24 protein-coding genes, 1 tRNA gene and 1 pseudogene are annotated in these 24831 nt (G+C 71.0%); 23 read left to right on the top strand and 3 right to left on the bottom strand.

Translation table 11 applies throughout. The features are described from left to right. Positions 1-70: 70 nt before the first annotated feature. Positions 71-550, bottom strand: coding sequence for an MSMEG_6728 family protein (locus OHT52_RS07900; protein WP_328719420.1), 480 nt, complete (start codon positions 548-550; stop codon positions 71-73). A gap of 165 nt (positions 551-715) precedes the next feature. Here OHT52_RS07900 and OHT52_RS07895 point away from each other — a divergent pair, with 165 nt between their 5' ends. Both OHT52_RS07895 and OHT52_RS07890 read left to right on the top strand, forming a co-directional pair. Further along, entirely contained in the window at positions 716-970 is a 255-nt protein-coding gene (locus OHT52_RS07895) for a hypothetical protein (protein ID WP_328719419.1), read from the top strand. A gap of 133 nt (positions 971-1103) precedes the next feature. Beyond that, on the top strand, positions 1104-1535 hold the full coding sequence (locus OHT52_RS07890; protein ID WP_328723650.1) for a VOC family protein: 432 nt from the start codon (positions 1104-1106) through the stop codon (positions 1533-1535). A gap of 267 nt (positions 1536-1802) precedes the next feature. On the opposite strand, the gene OHT52_RS07885 is transcribed toward OHT52_RS07890, so the two are convergent. Beyond that, positions 1803-1874, bottom strand: a tRNA-Arg gene (locus tag OHT52_RS07885). A 130-nt stretch (positions 1875-2004) separates the two neighbouring features. Between OHT52_RS07885 and OHT52_RS07880 the strand changes: the two genes are divergently transcribed. The 13 genes from OHT52_RS07880 to OHT52_RS07820 all read left to right on the top strand — a co-directional run bounded on the left by OHT52_RS07880 (position 2005) and on the right by OHT52_RS07820 (position 16984). Beyond that, on the top strand, positions 2005-2487 hold the full coding sequence (locus tag OHT52_RS07880) for a response regulator (protein WP_328719418.1): 483 nt from the start codon (positions 2005-2007) through the stop codon (positions 2485-2487). Between the two features lie 89 nt (positions 2488-2576). After that, entirely contained in the window at positions 2577-3812 is a 1236-nt protein-coding gene (gene nrtL, locus OHT52_RS07875) for an ArgS-related anticodon-binding protein NrtL (protein WP_328719417.1), read from the top strand. A gap of 28 nt (positions 3813-3840) precedes the next feature. Further along, a complete protein-coding gene (gene lysA, locus OHT52_RS07870) occupies positions 3841-5232 on the top strand; it encodes a diaminopimelate decarboxylase (RefSeq protein WP_328719416.1) in 1392 nt (463 codons plus the stop codon). 95 nt (positions 5233-5327) lie between these two features. Beyond that, positions 5328-6683 (top strand): homoserine dehydrogenase, encoded by a 1356-nt coding sequence (locus OHT52_RS07865; protein WP_328719415.1) that lies wholly within the window; start codon positions 5328-5330, stop codon positions 6681-6683. A 6-nt stretch (positions 6684-6689) separates the two neighbouring features. Continuing rightward, on the top strand, positions 6690-7760 hold the full coding sequence (gene thrC, locus OHT52_RS07860; RefSeq protein ID WP_328719414.1) for a threonine synthase: 1071 nt from the start codon (positions 6690-6692) through the stop codon (positions 7758-7760). A 388-nt stretch (positions 7761-8148) separates the two neighbouring features. Then, on the top strand, positions 8149-9066 hold the full coding sequence (gene thrB / locus OHT52_RS07855) for a homoserine kinase (RefSeq protein WP_328719413.1): 918 nt from the start codon (positions 8149-8151) through the stop codon (positions 9064-9066). A gap of 386 nt (positions 9067-9452) precedes the next feature. Continuing rightward, positions 9453-11477, top strand: coding sequence for a transcription termination factor Rho (gene rho, locus OHT52_RS07850; RefSeq protein WP_328719412.1), 2025 nt, complete (start codon positions 9453-9455; stop codon positions 11475-11477). Positions 11478-11801: 324 nt separating this feature from the next. Continuing rightward, positions 11802-12908, top strand: coding sequence for an LCP family protein (locus OHT52_RS07845; protein ID WP_328719411.1), 1107 nt, complete (start codon positions 11802-11804; stop codon positions 12906-12908). Positions 12909-13118: 210 nt separating this feature from the next. Further along, on the top strand, positions 13119-13343 hold the full coding sequence (rpmE, locus tag OHT52_RS07840) for a 50S ribosomal protein L31 (protein ID WP_266709126.1): 225 nt from the start codon (positions 13119-13121) through the stop codon (positions 13341-13343). Between the two features lie 322 nt (positions 13344-13665). Further along, complete coding sequence (prfA, locus tag OHT52_RS07835) at positions 13666-14742, top strand: peptide chain release factor 1 (protein WP_328719410.1); 1077 nt, start codon at positions 13666-13668, stop codon at positions 14740-14742. Positions 14743-14782: 40 nt separating this feature from the next. Then, the gene (gene prmC, locus OHT52_RS07830) at positions 14783-15628 is read left to right on the top strand and encodes a peptide chain release factor N(5)-glutamine methyltransferase (protein ID WP_266709130.1); all 846 of its coding nucleotides are present in this window, start codon (positions 14783-14785) and stop codon (positions 15626-15628) included. 70 nt (positions 15629-15698) lie between these two features. Next, a complete protein-coding gene (locus OHT52_RS07825) occupies positions 15699-16346 on the top strand; it encodes an L-threonylcarbamoyladenylate synthase (RefSeq protein WP_328719409.1) in 648 nt (215 codons plus the stop codon). After that, entirely contained in the window at positions 16343-16984 is a 642-nt protein-coding gene (locus OHT52_RS07820; RefSeq protein ID WP_328719408.1) for an arsenate reductase/protein-tyrosine-phosphatase family protein, read from the top strand. The genes OHT52_RS07825 and OHT52_RS07820 overlap by 4 nt, the downstream gene beginning before the upstream one ends. Positions 16985-17294: 310 nt before the next feature. Here OHT52_RS07820 and OHT52_RS31440 read toward each other — a convergent pair whose 3' ends face one another. After that, positions 17295-17495: a hypothetical protein gene (locus OHT52_RS31440; RefSeq protein WP_443046830.1), complete on the bottom strand. Its 201-nt coding sequence runs from the start codon at positions 17493-17495 to the stop codon at positions 17295-17297. Between OHT52_RS31440 and OHT52_RS07815 the strand changes: the two are divergent. From OHT52_RS07815 to atpA, 8 genes and pseudogenes are all read left to right on the top strand, one after another. After that, positions 17486-18204: pseudogene (locus OHT52_RS07815) on the top strand (serine hydroxymethyltransferase); the annotation flags it as partial. The gene OHT52_RS31440 and the pseudogene OHT52_RS07815 sit on opposite strands and share 10 nt — an antisense overlap. An 84-nt stretch (positions 18205-18288) precedes the next feature. Continuing rightward, positions 18289-19668: an MraY family glycosyltransferase gene (locus OHT52_RS07810; RefSeq protein ID WP_328719407.1), complete on the top strand. Its 1380-nt coding sequence runs from the start codon at positions 18289-18291 to the stop codon at positions 19666-19668. Positions 19669-19932: 264 nt separating this feature from the next. Further along, a complete protein-coding gene (locus OHT52_RS07805) occupies positions 19933-20370 on the top strand; it encodes a hypothetical protein (protein ID WP_328719406.1) in 438 nt (145 codons plus the stop codon). Positions 20371-20581: 211 nt separating this feature from the next. After that, complete coding sequence (gene atpB, locus OHT52_RS07800) at positions 20582-21418, top strand: F0F1 ATP synthase subunit A (protein WP_328723649.1); 837 nt, start codon at positions 20582-20584, stop codon at positions 21416-21418. Positions 21419-21488: 70 nt separating this feature from the next. Next, a complete protein-coding gene (atpE, locus tag OHT52_RS07795; RefSeq protein WP_024884520.1) occupies positions 21489-21719 on the top strand; it encodes an ATP synthase F0 subunit C in 231 nt (76 codons plus the stop codon). Between the two features lie 42 nt (positions 21720-21761). After that, positions 21762-22307 (top strand): F0F1 ATP synthase subunit B, encoded by a 546-nt coding sequence (locus tag OHT52_RS07790; protein ID WP_328719405.1) that lies wholly within the window; start codon positions 21762-21764, stop codon positions 22305-22307. After that, positions 22304-23119 (top strand): F0F1 ATP synthase subunit delta, encoded by an 816-nt coding sequence (locus tag OHT52_RS07785; RefSeq protein ID WP_328719404.1) that lies wholly within the window; start codon positions 22304-22306, stop codon positions 23117-23119. Before OHT52_RS07790 ends, OHT52_RS07785 begins: the two co-directional genes overlap by 4 nt. 138 nt (positions 23120-23257) lie before the next feature. Further along, positions 23258-24829, top strand: a complete 1572-nt coding sequence (gene atpA / locus OHT52_RS07780) for a F0F1 ATP synthase subunit alpha (RefSeq protein ID WP_328719403.1) — start codon at positions 23258-23260, stop codon at positions 24827-24829. Positions 24830-24831 lie beyond the last annotated feature (2 nt).

Here is a 24831-nt window from a genome sequence, read left to right as displayed (position 1 = left end):
ACACCCGCTACCCTCCCCGCCGCGGACTCCTCTCGGCTCTCCGGCTACCCGTCCCCGCCGCGGACTCCTCTCAGCTCTCGGGGCCGCGGTCCGAGCGCGGCCAGACGTACGGCAGATCCTCCGGGGCCTCCGGGAAGAGCGGACGGTACCGCTCCGGGTCCTTGCGCACGAGCGCGGAGCGATGGCTCAGGTGGAACGCCTCGTCGCCGAGCCAGGGCGGCAGCTCGCCCGCCGCCGCCAGATCCTCCTCGCTCCGGACCAGGACCCGGTCGCGCCCCCGGAACGCGGCGAGGTCCGTCGACAGGGTCGCCGCGCAGGTGTCCGCCCGGCCCGTCCCGGTCCACACTCCGCAGACGTCGAGTCCGTACCGCACCAGCGCCTCCTCGTACCCGGCCCACATCCGGACGGCGGGATGCCGCCGCCAGCCGTAGCCGGGCACCGTGAGCCCGCGCAGCACCTGAATCGCCTCCACCCGTTGCTTCCCGAGGCGGCGGTCGTCGAGTGCGCGCGCACTGCGGCGGAAGTCCGGGTACGGCAGGAACGTCTGCATGGAGAGCATGTACCGCGCCCGCGGCCACCGGCATCCGTGGCGGCGCCGATTCATCCGACCGCGGGGCGGGGCGCGCGGACGGATTCGTCCGAGGCGCCCCGGGTACCCGAAGTGGCGGCGCATCCGCGCTCCGGCAACCATGGGCACGTCGAACGGAGACTTCAGATGACCGACCGCAGGCCGGAAGGCCCCGCATACACCGGCGCCTCGGGAAGCCCGCCGCCGGTACCCGCCGACATGCCCGACCAGCAGGTGCAGGACGGCGAGGACGCGCTGGACGTCCCGCCGCCGCCCTGGATGGAGCAGCAGGACGACAGCTCCGGGAAGGCCGACCCCGACGAGGCCGGCGCGGGCGCGCACACGGCCCGCAACGCGGGCGTCCACCCGGAACACCCGACCCCGGACGAGTCCACGGGCTGAGCCGCTGCCGCCCGGCGGGTAAAGCGGTTGAGCCGCGGGAGATCCCGTGGCAGGCTCGCCCGCCGGTGCCGGGATCGCCGCGTGCGCGACAGCGTCCGGGGCCCCGGCCGCGGCGAGCGTCCTGGAGGACCGGTTGGCATCGATCAGGAAGTTCCAAGTCACCTTCGACTGCGCGGAACCCGAGCGCGTCGCCCGGTTCTGGTGCGAGGTGCTGGGGTACGTCGTACCGCCGCCGGAGGGGTTCGCCGGCTGGGACGACCACGACCGGTCGCTGCCGCCGGAACGCCGGGGCGCCGCGTTCGCCTGCGTGGATCCCACGGGGGTGGGCCCGCGTCTGTTCTTCCAGCGGGTTCCCGAGGGCAGGGTCGTCAAGAACAGGGTCCACCTCGACGTACGGGCCGGTACCGGGCTCGTGGGTGACGAGCGCCTGGCCGCGCTCGAAGCGGAGTGTGCCCGGCTGGTCGCGCTCGGCGCGGTGTGCGTACAGGTCATGCGCGCCGACGGCTTCGACGAGTCCTGCATCGCGATGCAGGACATCGAGGGCAACGAGTTCTGCCTCGACTGAGGGGCCGGGCCCGGCGAGGCGGCGCCCGCCGGGGACCGCGCCGCCACCCGCGCGTCCGTCCGTGCCCGAGCCGGTCCACGCCCCGGTCTCGGCGCCGGTCTCCAGGACGTCTCCGCGGCGGCCGGGCCGGGGGCGGGCACGGACGGGGGCCGGGGGGCGGCTACGGCGGATTCCAGCGATACCGGCGATTCGGGCGGCTTCCGCGGTTCCGGCGCACGAGAAAGGGCCCGACCAGCATTTCTGCTGGTCAGACCCTCTGTCCGGAAGTGCCCCCGGCAGGATTCGAACCTGCGCACCCGGCTCCGGAGGCCGATGCTCTATCCCCTGAGCTACGGGGGCGTATCGCGGTGTTGCTCTGCGACGGGTGAAACAGTACCAGCTCGCGGAGGGTGTCCGTGAACGGGTTTGTCCGCGGCGCCGGACGACGGGCGTTCGCGGGGGAGCGGGGCGGCCCGGCCCCGGGGCGGAAGTGGGCAAAACCCGGACGCGGCCCCGGGAGCGCACCTACTCTCGAAAGGTGTCAGGGGCGTACGGCCGCGTGCTTGTTGTGGACGACAACAAGGTCATCCGGCATCTGATCAGGGTCAACCTGGAGCTTGAGGGCTTCGAGGTCGTGACCGCGGCCGACGGTGTCGAGTGTCTGGACGTCGTGCACCGCGTGCGGCCCGACGTGATCACCCTCGACGTCGTGATGCCCCGGCTCGACGGCCCCCGGACCGCCGCACGGCTGCGCGAGGACCCCCGTACCAGCGCCATTCCGGTCGCGATCATCAGCGCCTGCACCCCGTACGAGGCGGACCGGGGCGTCGCCGCCGGGGTGGAGGCGTTCCTGGCGAAGCCGTTCGAGCCCAGCGAGCTGGTGCGGCTGGTGCGCCGCCTCGCGCTGCCTCCGGAGCCCTCCGCGGTGGACGGCGGCTGCGGCGCCGGACGGGCCGCCGGCGCCGCCCGCTGAGCGCACCCCGCCCCGGCGGGCGCCGGGCCGGTGCCCGCATGGCGAAACGCGGTCGCGGAGGGCCCCCCTTCCTCCCCTAGGCTGGTCCCGTGACCCCCGCCGACCTCTCCAGGACCGTGCTGCACGCCGTGCGCCGTGCGGTCGACGAGGATGCCCTGCGCGTGGCGGTGCCCGCGCGCGTACGGGTGGAGCGGACCCGGCCCGGCGGCAGCGGGGACTACGCCTGCGCCGTCGCGCTCCAGCTGGCCCGTCCGGCCGCACTGCCCGCGCACGAGGTCGCCCGCATCCTCAAGGACCGCATCGCGGCCGAGCCCGGGATCGGCCGGGTCGAGATCACCGGACCCGGCTTTCTCAACCTCACGCTCGACGCCTCCGCCGACGGAGCCGCCCGCGTCGCCCTGGTGCGCGAGGTAGCGTCGCGCGGCACGGAGTACGGCCACGGGACGGCCCTGCGCGGCGAGGCGCCCCTGCTGACGTACGCGCCCGAGGTCCGGGCCGCCGTCACCGCCGACGCCGTGGCCGCGCTGCTGCGGTCGCAGGGCGCCACCCCGCGCACCGCCCCGGCCGGCCCCGCCGACCCCGGGTGGGGCGGCCTCGGGGTCACCCCCGGCGCGGTCTCCGGGCCGACCGGGGAAGGCCCGTCCGCGGAAGCCGGCGAGGCGACCGTGATCCGGCCCGTGCCCGCCGGGGTGCCTGTCGCCGACCTGCTCGTACGCCTCGGCCCGGACGCCGCCCGCTGGGGGCTGCTGCGGGCCGCGGGGCACGACCGGGCCGCGCTCGACGGCGGGCTCCTGGTCCAGAGCGCCGCCAACCCTCTCTTCCTGGTCCGCTACGCCCGTGCCCGCGCCCACGCCGTCACCCGGGCCGCCCGCGAGCTCGGCGTCCGGGTCGCACCCGAGGCGTACGACGTACCGGAGGCGTCCGTAGTCGTACCGGAGGCGTCCGTCGTACCCGCGGCGTCCGTCGTACCGGAGGCGCAGGTCGCGCCCGGCGCGTACGGGGACGGCGCCCGGGACCGTACCGCCCAGGGCGACGGTGCCCCGTTCGGCGAGCCGGCCGCCCTCGCGCTGACCGCCCTGCTCGCCGACCATCCGGCGGTCCTGCTCGCCGCCGCACGGCACCGCGCGCCCGACCGGCTCGCCCGCCACCTCGAAGCCGTCGCGCACGCCTTCTTCGACTTCCACGACGCCTGCCCTCCGCTCCCCGCCGGCGACGAGAAACCCTCGGCCGCCCACCGCTCCCGGCCGGCCCTCGCCGAGGCCGCCGGTGCGGTGCTGGCCGGCGGCCTGTCCCTGCTCGGTATCAGTGCGCCCCTACATCTTTGAGACCCGAGAGACCTGAGAGAACCGAACGATGAGCCGATCCGCCCACCCCGCCGGACCCCGTCACGCCGATGTGGTCCCCGAGGGGCACTACGCCGCCCCGCCCGCCGACCTGAACGTCCTCGACGAGAAGGTCTGGTCGCGCACCGTCACCCGTGACGCCGACGGCGCCCTCACCGTCGGCGGCATCGAAGTCGCCCGGCTCGCGGAGGAGTTCGGTACCCCCGCCTACTTCCTCGACGAGGCCGACTTCCGGGCCCGCTGCCGCGCCTGGGCCGACGCCTTCGGTGCCGACGCCGACGTCTACTACGCGGGCAAGGCGTTCCTCTCCCGCGCGATCGTGCGCTGGCTCCGCGAGGAGGGGCTCAACCTCGACGTCTGTTCCGGCGGTGAGCTGACCACCGCGCTGGACGCCGGGATGCCCGCCGAGCGCATCGCCTTCCACGGCAACAACAAGACGGTCGACGAGATCGAGCGGGCCGTGGAGGCCGGTGTCGGCCGGATCGTCCTCGACTCCTTCCAGGAGATCGTCCGCGTCGCGCACACCGCCCAGCGGCTCGGCAAGCGCCAGCGGGTACAGATCCGGGTCACCGTCGGCGTGGAGGCGCACACCCACGAGTTCATCGCCACCGCGCACGAGGACCAGAAGTTCGGGATCGCGCTGGCCGGTGGCCAGGCGGCCGAGGCGGTACGCCGCGCCCTCACGCTGGACGGTCTGGAGCTCACCGGCATCCACTCCCACATCGGTTCGCAGATCTTCGACATGGCCGGTTTCGAGGTCTCCGCCCGCCGTGTGGTCCAGCTCCTCGCCGAGGTGCGCGACGAGCACGGCGTCGAGCTGTCCGAGATCGACCTCGGCGGCGGCCTGGGCATCGCCTACACCTCCGACGACGACCCGCGCGAGCCGCACGAGATCGCCAAGGCGCTCGGCGACATCGTCACCCGCGAGTGCGAGGCCTCGGGTCTCGCCACCCCCCGGATCTCCGTCGAACCGGGGCGCGCCATCGTGGGCCCCACCGCCTTCACCCTCTACGAGGTCGGCACGATCAAGCCGCTCGAAGGGCTCCGCACGTACGTCAGCGTCGACGGCGGGATGTCCGACAACATCCGGACCGCGCTCTACGACGCCGAGTACAGCGTCGCGCTCGTCTCACGCAGCTCCGACGCCGAACCGATGCTGGTCCGGGTCGTCGGCAAGCACTGTGAGAGCGGTGACATCGTGGTGAAGGACGCGTTCCTGCCGGCCGACCTGGCACCCGGCGACCTGATCGCCGTACCGGCCACCGGCGCCTACTGCCGGTCCATGGCGAGCAATTACAACCACGCACTCCGCCCGCCCGTCGTCGCCGTGCGCGACGGAGAGGCGCGCGTCATCGTCCGACGCGAGACGGAGGAAGATCTCCTGCGTCTCGATGTCGGCTGATGAAATAGTCGTCTCAGAATCCGGACGGGTGACAGAATCGCCCGTCCGGTGAGTGAGACTGGTCCACATATCAAACGCAGGAGAAACGAGGTCGGATGATGCGTACGCGTCCGCTGAAGGTGGCGCTGCTGGGCTGTGGTGTGGTCGGCTCAGAGGTGGCGCGCATCATGACGACGCACGCCGACGACCTCGCCGCGCGCATCGGCGCGCCGGTCGAGCTCGCCGGCGTCGCCGTCCGCCGGCCCTCGAAGGTGCGCGAGGGGATCGATCCCGCGCTCATCACCACCGACGCCACGGCCCTGGTCGAACGCGGCGACATCGACGTCGTGATCGAGGTCATCGGCGGCATCGAGCCGGCCCGCACCCTCATCACCTCCGCCTTCGAGCACGGCGCGAGCGTCGTCTCCGCCAACAAGGCGCTCCTCGCCGAGGACGGCACGGCCCTGCACGCCGCCGCCGAGAAGCACGGCCGCGACCTGTACTACGAGGCAGCCGTCGCCGGGGCCATCCCGCTGGTACGTCCGCTGCGCGAGTCCCTCGCCGGCGACAAGGTCAACCGGGTGCTCGGCATCGTCAACGGCACCACCAACTTCATCCTCGACAAGATGGACACCAGCGGCGCCGGCTACTCCGAGGCGCTCGACGAGGCCACCGCCCTCGGGTACGCCGAAGCCGACCCGACCGCCGACGTCGAGGGCTTCGACGCCGCCGCGAAGGCCGCCATCCTCGCCGGAATCGCCTTCCACACCCGGGTGAAGATCGGCGAGGTGCACCGCGAGGGCATCACCGAGGTCACCGCCGCCGACATCGCCTCCGCCCGCCGCATGGGCTGCACCGTCAAGCTCCTCGCCATCTGCGAGCGGGCGGCGGACGGGCAGTCGGTCACCGCGCGCGTCCACCCCGCGATGATCCCGCTCAGCCACCCGCTGGCCTCCGTCCGCGAGGCGTACAACGCCGTCTTCGTCGAAGCCGAAGCGGCCGGGCAGCTGATGTTCTACGGCCCCGGCGCCGGCGGTTCGCCGACCGCCTCGGCGGTCCTCGGCGACCTCGTCGCCGTCTGCCGGAACAAGCTCAACGGGGCCACCGGCCCCGGTGAGTCCGCCTACACGCGCCTCCCCGTCAGCCCGATGGGTGAGGTCGTGACGCGCTACCACATCAGCCTCGACGTCGCCGACAAACCGGGTGTTCTCGCCCAGGTCGCCACCGTCTTCGCCGAGCAGGGCGTGTCGATCGATACCGTTCGTCAGCAGAGCCGTAATTCAGGCAGCGGCGACGAGGTCGCCGTCGAGCAGGGGGGCGGCGGGCGCCGGGTGGACACGAGTGGCGAGGCTTCTCTCGTCGTCGTCACCCACCGCGCGCCCGACGCCGCCCTCTCGGCGACCGTCGAAGCGCTGCGCAAGCTCGACACCGTCCGCGGTGTCGCCAGCATCATGCGTGTTGAAGGGGAGTAAGGACCCATGACCAGCAAGGGCACCCACCAGTGGCGGGGCATCATCGAGGAGTACCGGGACCGCCTTCCGGTCACGAGCACGACGCCGGTCGTCTCCCTCGGTGAGGGTGGTACGCCGCTCGTTTCGGCGCAGGTTCTCTCCGAGCGCACGGGCTGCGAGGTGTACCTCAAGGTCGAGGGCGCCAACCCCACCGGTTCGTTCAAGGACCGCGGCATGACCATGGCCATCACCCGGGCCAAGGAGGAGGGCGCGCAGGCCGTCATCTGCGCCTCCACCGGCAACACCTCCGCCTCCGCCGCCGCGTACGCGGTGCGCGCCGGAATGGTCTGCGCCGTCCTCGTACCGCGCGGCAAGATCGCGCTCGGCAAGATGGGGCAGGCGCTCGTGCACGGCGCCAAGATCCTCCAGGTCGACGGCAACTTCGACGACTGCCTGACACTGGCCCGCTCGCTGTCGGACAACTACCCGGTGGCGCTCGTCAATTCGGTCAACCCGGTCCGCATCGAGGGCCAGAAGACCGCCGCGTTCGAGATCGTCGACGCGCTCGGCGACGCCCCGGACATCCACGTCCTGCCGGTCGGCAACGCGGGCAACATCACGGCCTACTGGAAGGGCTACACCGAGTACGCCGGTGACGGCCTGGCCACCCACCGGCCGCGCATGTGGGGCTTCCAGGCCTCCGGTTCCGCGCCCATCGTGCGCGGCGAGATCGTGAAGGACCCGGCGACGATCGCCACCGCGATCCGGATCGGCAACCCGGCGTCCTGGAACTACGCGCTGGCCGCCCGGGACGAGTCCGGCGGCTTCATCGACGAAGTGACGGACCGTCAAATCCTCTCCGCGTACCGGCTGTTGGCCGCGCAGGAGGGCGTCTTCGTGGAACCCGCCTCGGCTGCCTCCGTCGCCGGCCTGCTCAAGGCCGCCGAAGAGGGCAAGGTCGACCGCGGCCAGCGGATCGTCTGCACCGTCACCGGCAACGGCCTCAAGGACCCCGACTGGGCCGTCGCGGGCGCACCGCAGCCCGTCACCGTCCCGGTCGACGCCGCCACCGCCGCGCAGAAGCTCGGCCTCGTCTGAGCCCCGTCCGCACGCGGTACCCCGGTTCCGGGGCCACGCACCGACACCGCGCCGCCCGGCAGGCGAAACGCCTCCGGGCGGTGCGGCGCACCCCGGCCGGCCGGGCCCAACCCCCCTGTCCGGGGCGGAGAGCGCAAGGGACGGGTGCGACACGCATCGTGCGCCTCCCATGCGCCCTATGTCGCCACAGAACCTTCCTTCGATAAGCTGTACGTGACCGGCAGCGCCGTAAGGGCCTGTCCTTGTCGTCGTGCGGTGGTCGTGGGGTCCACCGCCGGAGCACCGCCGCCCGGAAGTCGCTTTCCGGCCGACCGGACTCCCGCGTCACCCCGCCGCCGCAGAGTCACCCGCACGCACCGCATCCCCGCCCCAAGGAGTCCACCAGCCGATGGCCGGTCCCGCGTTCCGAGCCGCCGCCGTCAGGGTGCGCGTCCCCGCCACCAGCGCCAATCTGGGCCCGGGCTTCGACGCCCTCGGCCTGTCGCTGGGCCTCTACGACGACGTCGTCGTCCGGGTCGCCGACTCCGGTCTGCACATCGACATCGCCGGCGAGGGCGCCGACACCCTGCCCCGCGACGAGTCGCACCTGCTCGTACGCGCCATGCGCACCGCCTTCGACCTGCTCGGCGGACAGCCGCGCGGACTGGAAATCGTCTGCGCCAACCGCATTCCGCACGGCCGCGGCCTCGGCTCCTCCTCCGCCGCCATCTGCGCCGGCATCGTCGCCGCCCGCGCGGTGACGACCGGCGGAGAGGCCCGCCTCGACGACGCCGCGCTGCTGGAACTGGCCACCGAGATCGAGGGCCACCCGGACAACGTCGCGGCCTGCCTCCTCGGCGGATTCACCCTCGCCTGGATGGACGGCGGGGCGGCCCGCGCCATCCGGATGGACCCGGCCGCCGCGGTCGTGCCGGTGGTCTTCGTACCGGGCAGGCCGGTGCTCACCGAGACCGCCCGCGGACTGCTGCCGCGCCAGGTCCCGCACGTGGACGCCGCCGCCAACGCCGGCCGCGCCGCGCTGCTCGTGGAGGCGCTGACCCGGCGCCCCGAGCTGCTGCTGGCCGCCACCGAGGACCGGCTCCACCAGGAGTACCGGGAGCCGGCGATGCCGGAGAGCCTCGAACTGGTGCACCGGCTGCGCGCGGACGGGGTGCCCGCCGTCATCTCCGGTGCGGGGCCCACGGTTTTGGCCCTCACGGAAGAGGGCGCCGCCGACAAGGTGGCCCGCCTCGCGGGTGAGGGGTGGGCCGCGAACAAGCTCGCCCTCGACGGCCCCGGCGCGTGCGTGCTGCCGCTCGCCCCGTAAGCAGAGGGATTGCCGGTGACAGAGAGGGGGAATATTTGTTGGAGCCGGTAGTGTTAATCTCAAGTCGGCAATCGACGTCCCAGCGACGCGTTGCTTCGTGTCCCCTTCAGGGACCACCTTTCTTCCGGGAGCCTCCCCAACTGCCTGATCAGCCTGTCTGAGCAGTTTCGAGCACGCTCCGGAACCGGCACGACACCCCTCGTTCGTCCATGAGTGGGCCGAGCAGGGGGAGCTCGAGTCGGACCCCGCACGTACCTCTCTCCGCCGCACCGGCGGACCACCGCCCCGGCACGGTCCGCGATCGAAAAGATCACCAACCGAATGCCGGACAGCACAACCGGTCGCCGAGCCAGAAGGCCGACGTCCGCTCCAGGGAAGGACCCTTCGTGAGCGACACCACCGATCTGATGGGCGTGACTGCCGACAAGAGTGTCGACAGCGCCGCGCCCGCCGAAGGTGCTGCCTCTGGCACCACCGCACGGCGCCGCCGCTCCGGCACCGGCCTTGACGGCATGGTCCTGGCCGAGCTGCAGCAGGTCGCGTCCGGCCTCGGCATCAGGGGCACCGCGCGCATGCGCAAGAGCCAGCTGATCGAGGTCATCAAGGAGGCGCAGGCCGGCAAGGCCCCCGCCGCCAAGGCCGCCGCCAAGGCGCCCGCCGCCGGTACGGACGCGGAGAGCAAGCCCAAGCGCCGCGCCACCTCCAAGGCGCGCACGGGCGACGAGGCCGCGGCCCCGGCCGAGAAGCCGGCCGCGCAGCAGCAGATCGACATCCCCGGCCAGCCCGCCAGCGACGACCAGCCCGCGGGCGAGCGCCGCCGTCGGCGTGCCACCGCGCAGGCCGGTGCTCCCGAGGTGAAGGCCGAGCCGAAGCAGGACGAGCGCGCCGCCGAGAAGCAGGACGACCGCGGCGAGGCCAAGGCCGACGCCCGTGCCGAGTCGGCCGCCGACACCGCCGAGGGCCGTCGCGGCGACCGTCAGGACCGTCAGCGCGGTGATCGCCGGGACCGTCAGCGCGACCGCCGCGGCAAGGGCGACGACCAGGGCCAGCAGCGCCAGGGTCAGGGCCAGTCGCAGCGCCAGGGACAGGGCCAGAGCCAGAGCCAGGGACAGGGTGGCGGCCAGGGCCAGCAGCAGCACCGTGACAACGGGCCGCAGGACGACTTCGACGACGAGGGCGGCCGTCGTGGCCGTCGCGGCCGCTACCGCGACCGTCGTGGCCGTCGTGGCCGCGAGGACTTCGTCAGCGACGTGCCGGTCGCCGACGACGACGTCCTGATCCCCGTCGCGGGCATCCTGGACATCCTCGACAACTACGCGTTCATCCGGACCTCCGGCTACCTCCCGGGTCCGAACGACGTGTACGTCTCGCTCGCCCAGGTCCGCAAGAACGGCCTGCGCAAGGGCGACCACGTCACCGGTGCCGTGCGCCAGCCCAAGGACGGCGAGCGCCGCGAGAAGTTCAACGCCCTCGTGCGCCTCGACACCGTCAACGGCATGGCGCCCGAATCCGGCCGCGGACGCCCGGAGTTCCAGAAGCTGACGCCGCTGTACCCGCAGGACCGGCTCCGCCTGGAGACCGACTCCAACGTCCTGACGACGCGGATCATCGACTTGGTCGCGCCGATCGGCAAGGGCCAGCGAGGTCTGATCGTGGCCCCGCCGAAGACCGGTAAGACCATGATCCTCCAGGCCATCGCCAACGCGATCACGGTCAACAGCCCGGAGTGCCACCTGATGGTCGTCCTCGTGGACGAGCGTCCGGAAGAGGTCACCGACATGCAGCGGTCGGTGAAGGGCGAGGTCATCTCCTCGACCTTCGACCGCCCCGCCGAGGACCACACCACCGTCGCCGAACTGGCCATCGAGCGGGCCAAGCGCCTGGTCGAGCTGGGGCACGACGTGGTCGTGCTGCTCGACTCGATCACCCGCCTGGGCCGCGCGTACAACCTCGCGGCGCCCGCTTCCGGCCGCATCCTGTCCGGTGGTGTCGACTCGACCGCGCTGTACCCGCCGAAGCGCTTCTTCGGTGCCGCGCGCAACATCGAGGACGGCGGCTCGCTGACCATCCTGGCCACCGCGCTCGTGGAGACCGGCTCGCGCATGGACGAGGTGATCTTCGAGGAGTTCAAGGGCACCGGCAACATGGAGCTCAAGCTCGACCGGAAGCTCTCGGACAAGCGCATCTTCCCGGCCGTCGACGTCGACGCGTCCAGCACCCGTAAGGAAGAGATCCTGCTGGGCAGCGACGAGCTGGCCATCACCTGGAAGCTGCGCCGGGTCCTGCACGCGCTCGACCAGCAGCAGGCGATCGAGCTCCTGCTGGACCGGATGAAGAAGACCTCGTCCAACGCGGAGTTCCTGCTCCAGATCCAGAAGACGACGCCGTCGCCGGGTAACAACAACGACTGACGTCCGCAAGGAAGTTGCACGAACCGCCCCCGTCGCACCCGCGGCGGGGGCGGTTTCGTCGCGTCCGAGACGTTCACCACACTCAGGGTGACCGTCCCGGGGGCGCGGAAGAGCGTGCAGGGAGAACGAAACCGCAGGTGAGTGCGGTGTCACCGGCAGTTCTCCAGGTCCGCCTCCCACCCGTTCGGCCGTACGGTGGTCACAGGGCGTCGTGGCACCCTTCTTGGTGCTTCGGCGTCCATCCGAGAGACGACCCGACCGTGCCGGGACCACTCCGGCAGGGGGGAGCAGGGAGCAGCGGGGAACCGGGAACGAGGAACATCCATGAGCGAGCAGGGCAGCAGAGGTACGGGCCGCATACGCGGCACCGGCGGGCGGCGCAGAAAGCCCTCCCGCCGGCGCCGGGCGAAGACCGTGGTGGCCTGGACCGCGGCCGGGGTCGTGGTCCTCGGCGGTTCGGGACTCGCTTACGCGTACTTCGCGCTCGACGGCAACCTCAAGGGCGTCGACATCAACGCCGCCCTCGGCACCGACCGCCCCGACGACGTCGACAACGGCTCCGAGGACATCCTGGTGCTCGGCTCGGACTCCCGCTCCGGCGCCAACTCCGAGTACGGCGAGGACCAGGGCACCGCCCGTTCGGACACGGCGATGGTCGTGCACGTCAACAAGGGCCACAAGTCCGCCGACGTCGTCTCGATCCCGCGCGACACCATCGTCGACCGGCCCGCCTGCACCGACCCCGGCACCGGGGCGCAGACCCCGGCGGCCACCGGCCAGATGTTCAACTCGGCCTACCAGGTGGGCGGTCCGGCCTGCGCGGTGAAGACCGTCGAGGCGATGTCCGGTATCCGCATGGACCACTACGTCGAGGTCGACTTCACCGGCTTCAAGAAGCTCGTCGACCAGCTGGGCGGTGTCGAGATCACCACCAGTGAGGCGATCGACGACCCCGGCAGCCATCTCGACCTCGCCCCCGGCACGCACACCCTCGACGGCGAACAGGCCCTCGGCCTGGTGCGTACGCGCAAGAGCGTCGGCGACGGCAGCGACCTCGGGCGCATCCAGCTCCAGCAGGCGTTCGTCAAGGCGCTGATGGAACAGGTCAAGTCGGTGGGGGTGTTCACCAACCCCGCCAAGCTGTTCGGAATGGCGAACACCGCCACCAAGGCCATCACCACCGACTCCGACCTCGCCTCGGTGACCAAGCTCACCGGCTTCGCGAACGGGCTCAAGAACCTCGGTGCCGACGACGTCGACATGGTCACCCTGCCCGTCCGGTACGACCCGGCGGACCCCAACCGTGTGGTCCCGCTGGAGAAGGACGCCCAAGCGGTCTGGAAGGCCCTGCGCGCGGACGTGGCGATCCCGGCCGCCGCCACCGCGAACTCCGCGGGCGACAAGGGCTCCGCGGCGACCGTGGTCGGCTGAGCACGGTCCGACGAGGCGCCAGTCGCCGGCCGGGCACCCCGCGGCGCGGACGGCTCGGCGCGCTCCCGCCCGGTCCCGCCGGGAATAGACCGGCTCGTACCCCGGTTTTGGGAGATACGGCCGGTCCTGGCAGACTGGTACGTCGGCCCCGGTTCACGGACGCGCAATCCGCGCGGACGACCCGGAGCCCTCCCGAAACTAGGAGACACCTTGAAGCGCGACATTCACCCCACGTACGTCGACACGCAGGTCAGCTGCACCTGTGGCGCGTCGTTCACCACCCGGAGCACCATCGACAACGGCACCATCCGTGCCGACGTCTGCTCCGAGTGCCACCCGTTCTACACGGGCAAGCAGAAGATCCTCGACACCGGCGGCCGGGTGGCCCGCTTCGAGGCCCGCTTCGGCAAGGGTGCAGGCTCCGCCGCCAAGTAGCGAGCCACAGCGCCGGTTCTCGGGCGCCCTCTCGGGGGCGGTCGGAACCGGCGTTTTTTCCGGTCGGGTCCTGGGGAGACCCGCGGACCCGACCGGCACCTTCCTCCAGCAGGCCCGTAGGGCGTGTGTCGAAAGTGGCGCCTGTCCGGCGACGCCCGGCACGCACGCTCGCGGCGTTGTCGGGATCACCCCGATACATCCAGTATCGGGGCGACCCTCCGCCTTGCGATCGCACGCACCGGACGCCGCCGGACCCGCCCTCCGGGCGGGCGGCGCCACTATTCGACACACGCCCCAGTCACCCCCACCCAGGAGCCCGAAGATGTTCGAGGCGGTCGAGGAACTGATCGGCGAGCACGCCGATCTCGAGAAGAAGCTCGCCGACCCGTCGGTCCACGCGGATCAGGCCAACGCGCGCAAGCTCAACAAGCGCTACGCGGAGCTGACCCCGATCGTCGCCACGTACCGGTCCTGGAAGGGCACGGGTGACGACATCGTCACCGCCCGCGAGTTCGCCGCCGACGACCCCGACTTCGCCGCCGAGGTCAAGGAACTGGAGAAGCAGCGCGAGGAGCTCACCGAGCGCCTGCGCCTCCTTCTCGTTCCGCGCGACCCGAGCGACGACAAGGACGTGCTCCTGGAGATCAAGGCGGGCGCGGGCGGCGACGAGTCGGCCCTGTTCGCCGGTGACCTGCTGCGCATGTACCTCCGCTACGCCGAGCGCATCGGATGGAAGACCGAGATCATCGACTCCACCGAGTCCGAGCTCGGCGGCTACAAGGACGTCCAGGTCTCCGTGAAGACCAAGGGCGGCAACGGCGCCACCGAGCCCGGCCAGGGCGTCTGGGCCCGGATGAAGTACGAGGGCGGCGTGCACCGCGTGCAGCGCGTGCCCTCCACCGAGTCCCAGGGCCGCATCCACACCTCCGCCGCCGGCATCCTCGTGACCCCCGAGGCCGAGGAGGTCGAGGTCGAGATCCACGCGAACGACCTGCGCATCGACGTGTACCGGTCCTCCGGCCCCGGCGGCCAGTCCGTCAACACCACCGACTCCGCCGTCCGCATCACGCACCTGCCCACCGGTGTCGTCGCCTCCTGCCAGAACGAGAAGAGCCAGCTCCAGAACAAGGAGCAGGCCATGCGCATCCTGCGGTCCCGGCTGCTCGCCGCCGCCCAGGAGGCCGCCGAGCAGGAAGCTTCCGACGTGCGCCGCAGCCAGGTGCGCACCGTCGACCGGTCCGAGAAGATCCGCACGTACAACTTCCCGGAAAACCGGATCTCGGACCACCGCGTCGGCTTCAAGGCGTACAACTTGGACCAGGTCCTCGACGGGGACCTCGACGCGGTGATCCAGGCATGCGTCGACGCCGACTCCGCCGCCAAGCTCGCCAACGCCTGATCCCGCCCGCCCCGCCCGTGAACCCGTACGGAGATCCGCGATGAACCTGCTGCTCGCCGAGGTGGCCCAGGCCACCCAGCGGCTGGCCGACGCCGGTGTCCCCTCGCCGCGATTCGATGCCGAGGAGCTCGCGGCCTTCGTCCACGGAGTCAAGCGGGGCGAACTGCACAGGGTGCCGGACGCGGACTTCGACGCGCGCTACTGGGAGACCATCGCGCGCCGCGAGAACCGCGAGCCGCTCCAGCACATCACCGGCCGCGCCTTCTTCCGCTACCTGGAGCTCCAGGTCGGCCCCGGGGTGTTCGTACCCCGCCCGGAGACCGAGTCGGTCGTCGGCTGGGCCATAGACGCGGTCCGCGCGATGGACGTCGTCGAGCCGCTGATCGTCGACCTCTGCACCGGCTCCGGCGCCATCGCCCTCGCCATGGCCCAGGAGGTGCCGCGCTCCCGCGTGCACGCCGTGGAGCTCTCCGAGGACGCCCTCACGTGGACCAGGAAGAACGCCGAGGGGTCCAGGGTCACCGTGCACCGCGGAGACGCCCTGAGCGCCCTTCCCGAGCTCGACGGCCAGGTCGACCTGGTGATCTCCAACCCGCCGTACATCCCGCTCACCGAGTGGGAGTACGTGGCGCCCGAGGCCCGCGACCACGACCCGCAGATGGCGCTCTTCTCCGGCGAGGACGGTCTCGACACCATCCGCGGCATCGAGCGCACCGCGCACCGCCTGCTCCGCCCCGGCGGCCTCGTCGTCATCGAGCACGCCGACACCCAGGGCGGCCAGGTCCCCTGGATCTTCACCGAGGAACGCGGCTGGGCCGACGCGGCCGACCACCCGGACCTCAACAACCGGCCGCGGTTCGCCACCGCCCGCAAGGCCATGCCGTGACCGGGGCGACGGCCCCCCGCCCGCACTGCCCGCATCACCTTTACCCGTACCCGCTTGAGGAGGCCGGCTGATGGCACGGCGATACGACTGCAACGACGCGACCGACCGTACGACCGGGCTGCGTGAAGCGGCCTCGGCGGTACGTCGCGGCGAACTGGTCGTGCTCCCCACCGACACCGTCTACGGGATCGGTGCGGACGCCTTCTCCTCGGAGGCCGTCGCGGACCTGCTCGACGCCAAGGGCCGCGGGCGCAACATGCCCACCCCGGTCCTCATCGGCTCCCCGAACACGCTGCACGGCCTGGTCACCGACTTCTCCGAGCAGGCGTGGGAGCTCGTCGACGCCTTCTGGCCCGGCGCCCTCACCCTCGTCGCCAAGCACCAGCCGTCGCTCCAGTGGGACCTCGGCGACACCCGTGGCACCGTCGCCGTCCGGATGCCGCTGCACCCGGTCGCCATCGAGCTGCTCACCGAGGTCGGCCCGATGGCCGTCTCCAGTGCCAACCTCACCGGCCACCCGTCCCCGGAGACCTGCGACGCCGCCCAGGAGATGCTCGGGGACTCCGTCTCCGTCTACCTCGACGGCGGCCCCACCCCGGGCAACGTCCCGTCCTCCATCGTCGACGTCACCGGCAAGGTCCCGGTCCTGCTGCGCGCCGGCGCTCTGTCCGTCGAGGAACTGCGCAAGGTGGTACCCGACCTCGAGGTGGCCAATTGACCGCCCCTGAGGGGCGTGGCATAGCGGGGCAGAGGGACCACTTCCGCATTCTCCACGTCAGCACCGGCAACGTCTGCCGCTCGCCCATCACCGAGCGGCTGACCCGCCATGCCCTGGTGGACCGCCTCGGCGATCCCCTCCAGGGCGGCCTCATCGTGGAGAGCGCGGGCACCTGGGGGCACGAAGGCGCCCCCATGGAGGCGAACGCCGAGATCGTCCTCGCCGACTTCGGCGCGGACGCCACCGGCTTCGTCGGCCGCGAGCTCCTCGACGAGCACGTGATCCGTGCCGACCTGGTGCTCACCGCGACCCGGGACCACCGTGCGCAGGTCATCTCGATGGGCCACTCCGCCGGCCTGCGCACCTTCACCCTCAAGGAGTTCACCCGGCTCGTGCGGGCCATAGACCCCGCCACCCTGCCGGACGCCCACGACGAGGGCGTGGTCGAGCGTGCCCGCGCCCTGGTGCGCGCCGCCGCCGCGCTCCGCGGCTGGCTGCTGGCCCCGACCGCGGACGCCGACGAGGTGTACGACCCGTACGGCGCCCCGATCACCTTCTTCCGCTCGATCGGGGACGAGATCAACCAGGCGCTCGACCCGGTCGTCACCGCGCTCACCGGCGTACCCGCGCACCACTGAACCGCGCCCCGGCCGGCGCCCCGCGCGAGCGGTGAACGCCCCTGCGCCGACCGGCCCCGACCGCCCTCCGCGGCGGGCGTACGGGCTCGTACCGGCTCGACGCCCCTGCCGGCAAGCTCCGCCCCGTCGCGGTGTCCGGCACGCACGGTCGCGGCGTCGGCCGGAAGCCCTGGTGGCTCCGCCACGAGAGCTCCCGGCCGCCTGGTGATCGCACGCACCGGACACCGCTCCTCATCGGGCGGAGACGGCCGGTCGCGGCCTACATGGGATGCGACGCCACCCCACCGCAGCACCCTCAGGCCCGGAGCCGTCAGATGCCGGTCAGCACCCCCACAGCACCCCCGCCGCCCCGGCCGAGGATTTCGACCCGCTGTTCCGGACCGACCCGGAGATCGCCGGCCTGTCTGCGGGAGGAGTCCCGCAGACAGGCCGGCTCGCTCCAGCTCATCGCCGCCGAGAACTTCCAGTCGCCCGCCGTGCTCGCCGCGCTCTCCTCGCCGCTGGCCGACAAGCCCCGACTACCCGCTCTTCCGCGAGATCGCCGACGAGGTGGGCGCCCGCCTGATCGTCGACGCGGCGCACCCGATGGGGCTGATCGCCGGGGGAGCGGCGCCGAACCCGGTCCCGTACGCCGACGTGGTCTGCGCCACCACGCACAAGGTGCTGCGCGGTCCGCGCGGCGGAATGCTGCTCTGCCGGGAGGAACTGGCCGGACGGATCGACCGCGCGGTCTTCCCGTTCACCCAGGGCGGGGCACAGATGCACACGATCGCCGCGAAGGCCGCGCGTTCGGCGAGGCCGCGACTGTCGGGTACGCGACGTACGCGCACCGGGTCGTCGCCAACGCCCGGGTGCTCGCCGCAGCCCTTCAGGCGGAGGGGTTCGACGTGGCGACCGGAGGCACCGACACCCACACGGTGCTGGCCGACCCGTCGCCGCTGGGCGTCGACGGACGTACCGCCCGTGACCGCCTCGCCGCCGCGGGGATGGTGCTGGACGTATGCGCCCTGCCGCACGCGGGAGCCGCCGCGCTCAGGGACGGTCACGGCAGGGGTATCCGGCTCGGCACGGCGGCGGTCACCACGCAGGGCATGGACGAGGCGGACGTGGCACGGATCGCCGTCCTGCTCGCCGACGCGGTCCGGGACGGAGCCGATCATGATCGCATCCGTGCCGAAGTGCGGGGATTCGCCGAGCGGTATCAGCCCTTTCACGGGTAGACGGAACCTGTGGAACCGTCACCCGTTCCCCGATGTCTTCGCTCGTGGGGCTAGGGTGTGGGGCTGAGATGGCCGGCGAAATCTGTGGGGCAGCCCGTGCGTGATTACCTGCTGACGCTGTGTGTCGCGGCCGCAGTGACCTATCTGCTGACCGGACCGGTGCGGAAGTTCGCCATCGCGATCGGGGCCATGCCCGCGATCCGCGCGCGGGACGTGCACCGGGAACCGACACCGCGGCTCGGTGGCATCGCCATGTTCGGCGGACTGTGCGCCGGACTGATCGTCGCCTCGCACCTGTTCAACCTCGGCGGGGTCTTCGAACTCTCCAACGAGCCGAGGGCGCTGCTCTCCGGTGCGGCGCTGATCTGGCTGATCGGCGTCCTCGACGACAAGTTCGAGATCGACGCGCTGATCAAGCTCGGCGGCCAGATGATCGCCGCCGCCGTCATGGTCATCCAGGGTCTGACGATCCTCTGGCTGCCCATCCCCGGTATCGGGACGGTGGCGCTCACCCCCTGGCAGGGCACTCTGCTCACGGTCGCGCTGGTCGTCGTGACGATCAACGCGGTGAACTTCGTCGACGGCCTGGACGGCCTCGCCGCCGGCATGGTCTGCATCGCCGCCGCCGCGTTCTTCCTGTACACCTACCGCCTCTGGTACGGGTACGGCATCGAGGCAGCGGCCCCCGCCACCCTCTTCGCCGCGATCCTCATGGGCATGTGCCTGGGCTTCCTGCCGCACAACATGCACCCGGCGCGGATCTTCATGGGCGACTCCGGTTCGATGCTGATCGGCCTGGTCCTCGCCGCCGGCGCGATCTCGGTGACCGGGCAGGTCGACCCGGACGCGATGAAGCTCTTCGAGGGGAGCGAGCGGCAGGCCACCCACGCGATGCTGCCGGTCTTCATCCCGCTGCTGCTGCCGCTGACGATCATCGCGATCCCCGCCGCCGACCTGGTGCTCGCGATCGTGCGGCGTACCTGGAACGGCCAGTCGCCGTTCGCCGCCGACCGCGGCCACCTGCACCACCGGCTGCTGGAGATCGGCCACTCGCACAGCCGGTCCGTGCTGATCATGTACTTCTGGTCGGCGCTGATCGCGTTCGGCGCGGTCGGGTACTCGGTGCACTCGGCGTCGATGTGGATCGTGCTGGTCATCGTGTTCCTCAGCGCCGTCGGGCTGGTGCTGCTCCTGCTGCCGCGCTTCACCCCGCGTGCCCCGCGCTGGGCCAACTCCATGGTGCCGCCCCGCTACCGGCGCCGACGACGCCCCGCGGAGCTCCCGGCGGACCCCGCGCCCGCGCCGGAGGAGACGGCGGCTCCGGAGGCACACGGTTCGCACCTCGCGGACGAGGACGCCGACCGCCCACGGGTCGCCGTGGGAGTCTCCGGCGTCAACGGAGCGACCGCCATCGGCACTCGTTCGCGGTTCTCCGATCGACGTAAGGCCAATTCCCCGCGCTGACCTTTCGGACGCTGTCGCCCTTACCAGACAAGTCGTCAGACTGTCGCGTCGCCACGCGGGCAACTAGTCCTCGCGTGTGACAGTTGGCACACGTTTGAGGTAAAGACCTCATCAAATAGTTTGTGATACCGTTCACGAGACCCGGTGACAGAGCCGAAGGACCCCAGTACGTCGGTCCATTGGCCTCAGGCATCGACTCGGACCGGGCCTACGCTCGTCCATGACGACACCATTTGCCCACCCCAAGCAAGCGGAGCTGCCGCCATGCCGACCAACGACGCCCGGACCCTCCTCCACACCGCCCTGCCCACCGCTGCCGCCGGCGCGATCGCCGTAGCCATCGGTGCCGGCGTGGCCGGTGGCAAGGGGGCCCTCGGTGCGCTCGTCGGGACGCTGGTCGTGATTCTCTTCATGGGGATCGGACTCGTCGTCCTGCAGCGGACCGCCCGGTCTCTCCCGCACCTGTTCCAGGCCATGGGGTTGATGCTGTACACCGCGCAGCTTCTGCTGGTGTTCATCTTCGTCGCCGCGTTCAAGAACACGACCGCGTTCAACCCGAAGGCGTTCGCGATCACGCTGGTCGCGCTCACCCTCGTATGGATCGGTGCTCAGGCACGGGCGCACATGACCGCCAAGATCCTCTACGTCGAACCCGAGTCCAGCAAGGCTGAGAAGCCCGAAAAGACCGGCTCCCCGACGTGAAGGGTAGGGGCGGAATAAACGCCCGTTCCGGACCCTGCTATCGTCCGGTTCCAACTGCGGCACTGCGGGCGCGGGCATGTGAGCTGACGCCTGCCCGATCGCGAGGCTCACATGCCTGACTGCCGCTCTCACATCCGAAACACCAGTCCAGTGCCGAACCGCGGCTGCGCGCCGCGCCGACACAACGAGGTTGCCGTACCTATGCGCCACGCTGAAGGAGCCCGCGGTGAGTGCTGACCCGACACAGGTGCTCGCCTTCGAGACCGATTGCCACATCTTCGACGGTTGTGGTTTCCCGGCACCCGGCCTGCACTCGTTCCTGTTCGAACCCCTCTGGGGCGACGCGGACAGCAACCTGTACTTCAACAAGCCGATGCTGCTGGCCCTGCTGGGCTCGGTCATCATCGTCGGTTTCTTCTGGGCCGCGTTCGCCAAGCCCAAGATCGTCCCCGGCAAGCTGCAGTCCGTCGCCGAGATGGGCTACGACTTCATCCGCCGCGGTGTCGTGCACGAGACCATCGGTAAGCGCGAGGGCGAGAAGTACGTCCCGCTCATCGTCTCGCTGTTCTTCTTCGTCTGGATGATGAACCTCTGGTCGATCATTCCGGTCGCCCAGTTCCCGGTGACGTCGATCATCGCCTACCCGATCGCGCTCGCTCTGATCGTCTACGTGCTCTGGGTGAGCCTGACGTTCAAGAAGCACGGCTTCGTCGGGGCCTTCAAGAACTTCACCGGCTACGACAAGTCGCTCGGCCCGGTGCTGCCGCTGGCCATGCTGATCGAGTTCTTCTCGAATCTGCTGGTCCGCCCGTTCACGCACGCGGTGCGTCTGTTCGCGAACATGTTCGCGGGTCACACGCTGCTGCTGCTGTTCACGATCGCCAGCTGGTACCTGCTCAACGGCATCGGTATCGCCTACGCCGGCGTCTCGTTCGTGATGGTCATCGTGATGACCGCGTTCGAGCTCTTCATCCAGGCGCTGCAGGCGTACGTCTTCGTACTCCTGACCTGCACCTTCATCCAGGGCGCGCTCGCCAAGCACCACTGAGCACCGTCCCGATCCTCAGTCGTCCGGTGGCCAACCCCCACCGGTCCGTGAAAGAGAAGGAAGAACTGGCATGTCCCAGACCCTTGCTGCCGTCAGCGGCTCCCTCGGCTCCATCGGTTACGGCCTCGCCGCCATCGGCCCCGGCGTCGGCGTCGGCATCATCTTCGGTAACGGCACCCAGGCTCTCGCCCGTCAGCCCGAAGCCGCGGGCCTGATCCGCGCCAACCAGATCCTCGGCTTCGCCTTCTGTGAGGCGCTCGCCCTCATCGGTCTGGTCATGCCGTTCGTCTACGGCAAGTGATCCTCGGATCCACGACCAGCAACCGAGACGAAAGGCACTGATGTGAACCCTCTGGTTCAGCTCGCGGCCGAAGAGGCGGAAAACCCCCTCATCCCGCCGATTCCCGAGCTCGTCATCGGCTTCATCGCCTTCATCATCGTCTTCGGTTTCCTCGCCAAGAAGCTCCTCCCGAACATCAACAAGGTTCTGGACGAGCGCCGCGAGGCCATCGAAGGCGGTATCGAAAAGGCCGATGCGGCCCAGACCGAGGCGCAGAGCGTTCTTGAGCAGTACAAGGCTCAGCTCGCCGAGGCGCGTCACGAAGCCGCTCGACTGCGCCAGGAGGCGCAGGAGCAGGGCGCCGTCATCATCCAGGAGATGAAGGCGGAAGGCCAGCGGCAGCGTGAGGAGATCATCGCTGCCGGTCACGCCCAGATCGAGGCCGACCGCAAGTCCGCGGCCGCCGCGCTGCGTCAGGACGTGGGCAAGCTCGCCACCGACCTGGCCGGCAAGCTCGTCGGCGAGTCCCTCCAGGACCACGCCCGGCAGAGCGGCACCGTCGACCGGTTCCTCGACGAGCTCGAGGCGAAGGCCGAGGCCGTCCGATGAACCACGCGAGCCGCGAGGCACTGGCTGCCGCGCGCGAGCGACTCGACGCTCTGACCGACAACACGTCGGTCGACGCCGAGAAGCTCGCAGAAGAGCTGGCATCCGTCACCGCGCTGCTCGACCGTGAGGTCTCGCTGCGTCGGGTCCTCACCGACCCGGCGCAGAGCGGCGAGGCCAAGGCCGAGCTCGCGGGCCGGCTGCTCGGCGGTCAGGTGAGCGGCGAAGCCGTCGACCTGATCTCGGGCATGGTCCGCTCGCGCTGGTCCTTCTCGCGCGACCTGGTGGACGCGGTCGAGGAGCTGGCGGCCACCGCCGACCTCACCGCGGCCCAGCGTGCGGGAGCGCTCGACGACGTCGAGGACGAGGTGTTCCGGTTCGGCCGGATCGTCTCCTCCGACACGGCGCTGCGCTCCGCGCTCACCAGCCGTACGGCCACTCCGGCCGCCAAGGGCACGCTGCTGCGCAGCCTGCTCGGCGGGAAGAGCCGCCCGGCGACCGAGCGTCTCGTCACGCGCCTGGTCACGCACCCCCGCGGACGTAGCCTGGAGGCGGGACTCGACTCCCTGTCCAAGCTCGCCGCCGCACGTCGCGAACGCACGGTGGCCGTGGTCACCTCTGCGGTACCGCTGACCGACGTGCAGAAGCAGCGCCTCGGCGCGGCGCTGGCGAAGATCTACGGCCGGCAGATGCACCTGAACCTGGACGTGGACCCCGAGGTCCTCGGCGGAGTTTCGGTGCGCGTCGGTGACGAGGTCATCAACGGCACCATCGCGGACCGCCTCGACGAGGCGACCCGCCGCATGGCCGGCTGACGCCAGCCTTCGCACCAACTGAACGAGCAACACCTGCGGCCCGGTTGGGCCGTGCAGAAACTGCAGAAGATTCCTGGGGGTCGGCCCCCAGACCCCCTTAAGAAACTTCGGGCCCAACAAGGAGAGCAGGGAACCCAGATGGCGGAGCTCACGATCCGGCCGGAGGAGATCCGGGACGCACTGGAGAACTTTGTCCAGTCGTACCAGCCGGACGCGGCCTCGCGCGAGGAGGTCGGTACGGTCAGCGTTGCCGGCGACGGCATCGCGAAGGTGGAGGGCCTGCCCTCCGCCATGGCGAACGAGCTGCTGAAGTTCGAAGACGGCACCCTCGGTCTCGCCCTCAACCTCGAAGAGCGCGAGATCGGTGCGATCGTCCTCGGCGAGTTCAGCGGTATCGAGGAGGGCCAGCCGGTGCAGCGCACCGGTGAGGTGCTCTCCGTCGGCGTCGGCGAGGGTTACCTCGGCCGCGTCGTCGACCCGCTCGGCAACCCGATCGACGGTCTCGGCGAGATCGCGACCGACGGCCGACGCGCCCTCGAGCTGCAGGCCCCGGGCGTCATGGTCCGCAAGTCGGTCCACGAGCCCATGCAGACCGGCTACAAGGCCGTCGACGCGATGGTGCCGATCGGCCGCGGCCAGCGTCAGCTGATCATCGGCGACCGTCAGACGGGTAAGACCGCTCTGGCCGTCGACACGATCATCAACCAGCGCGACAACTGGCGCTCGGGCGACGTGAACAAGCAGGTGCGCTGCATCTACGTCGCCATCGGTCAGAAGGGCTCCACCATCGCCTCGGTGCGCGGTGCCCTCGAAGAGGCCGGCGCGCTGGAGTACACGACCATCGTCGCCGCCCCGGCGTCCGACCCGGCCGGGTTCAAGTACCTGGCGCCGTACACCGGTTCGGCCATCGGTCAGCACTGGATGTACCAGGGCAAGCACGTCCTGATCGTCTTCGACGACCTTTCGAAGCAGGCCGACGCCTACCGCGCCGTGTCGCTGCTGCTGCGCCGTCCGCCGGGCCGCGAGGCCTACCCGGGCGACGTCTTCTACTTGCACTCGCGTCTGCTGGAGCGCTGCGCCAAGCTCTCCGACGAGATGGGTTCCGGTTCGATGACCGGTCTGCCGATCGTCGAGACCAAGGCGAACGACGTGTCGGCGTTCATCCCGACCAACGTCATCTCCATCACCGACGGCCAGTGCTTCCTGGAGTCCGACCTGTTCAACGCGGGTCAGCGTCCGGCGCTCAACGTCGGTATCTCGGTCTCCCGAGTCGGTGGCTCCGCCCAGCACAAGGCCATGAAGCAGGTCTCCGGCCGACTGCGCGTGGACCTCGCCCAGTACCGCGAGCTGGAGGCGTTCGCCGCCTTCGGTTCCGACCTGGACGCGGCCTCCAAGTCGTCGCTGGAGCGCGGTAAGCGCATGGTCGAGCTGCTGAAGCAGCCGCAGTACGCCCCGTACCCCGTCGAGGAGCAGGTCGTCTCCGTCTGGGCCGGCACCACCGGCAAGATGGACGACGTCCCGGTCGAGGACATCCGTCGTTTCGAGAGCGAGCTGCTGGACTACCTGCGCCGCGAGCGCAAGGACCTCCTCACCAGCATCGTCGAGGGCGGCAAGATGTCGGACGACACGCTGCAGTCGATCGCTGACGCCATTGCCGCGTTCAAGCAGCAGTTCGAGACCTCGGACGGCAAGCTTCTGGGCGAGGGCTGATC

It is taken from the genome of Streptomyces sp. NBC_00247 (assembly GCF_036188265.1).
GTDB lineage: Bacteria > Actinomycetota > Actinomycetes > Streptomycetales > Streptomycetaceae > Streptomyces.
This window is presented reverse-complemented; position numbering and strand designations above follow the sequence as displayed.

Coding starts and splice junctions, on each gene's coding strand:
- OHT52_RS07805 (WP_328719406.1), top strand. CDS start 19,933: ATGCCGACCAACGACGCCCGGACCCTCCTCCACACCGCCCTGCCCACC.
- OHT52_RS07825 (WP_328719409.1), top strand. CDS start 15,699: ATGGCACGGCGATACGACTGCAACGACGCGACCGACCGTACGACCGGG.
- thrC (WP_328719414.1), top strand. CDS start 6,690: ATGACCAGCAAGGGCACCCACCAGTGGCGGGGCATCATCGAGGAGTAC.
- lysA (WP_328719416.1), top strand. CDS start 3,841: ATGAGCCGATCCGCCCACCCCGCCGGACCCCGTCACGCCGATGTGGTC.
- prmC (WP_266709130.1), top strand. CDS start 14,783: ATGAACCTGCTGCTCGCCGAGGTGGCCCAGGCCACCCAGCGGCTGGCC.
- OHT52_RS07845 (WP_328719411.1), top strand. CDS start 11,802: ATGAGCGAGCAGGGCAGCAGAGGTACGGGCCGCATACGCGGCACCGGC.
- prfA (WP_328719410.1), top strand. CDS start 13,666: ATGTTCGAGGCGGTCGAGGAACTGATCGGCGAGCACGCCGATCTCGAG.
- thrB (WP_328719413.1), top strand. CDS start 8,149: ATGGCCGGTCCCGCGTTCCGAGCCGCCGCCGTCAGGGTGCGCGTCCCC.
- atpE (WP_024884520.1), top strand. CDS start 21,489: ATGTCCCAGACCCTTGCTGCCGTCAGCGGCTCCCTCGGCTCCATCGGT.
- atpA (WP_328719403.1), top strand. CDS start 23,258: ATGGCGGAGCTCACGATCCGGCCGGAGGAGATCCGGGACGCACTGGAG.
- OHT52_RS07785 (WP_328719404.1), top strand. CDS start 22,304: ATGAACCACGCGAGCCGCGAGGCACTGGCTGCCGCGCGCGAGCGACTC.
- OHT52_RS07865 (WP_328719415.1), top strand. CDS start 5,328: ATGATGCGTACGCGTCCGCTGAAGGTGGCGCTGCTGGGCTGTGGTGTG.
- OHT52_RS07900 (WP_328719420.1), bottom strand. CDS start 550: ATGCAGACGTTCCTGCCGTACCCGGACTTCCGCCGCAGTGCGCGCGCA.
- OHT52_RS07895 (WP_328719419.1), top strand. CDS start 716: ATGACCGACCGCAGGCCGGAAGGCCCCGCATACACCGGCGCCTCGGGA.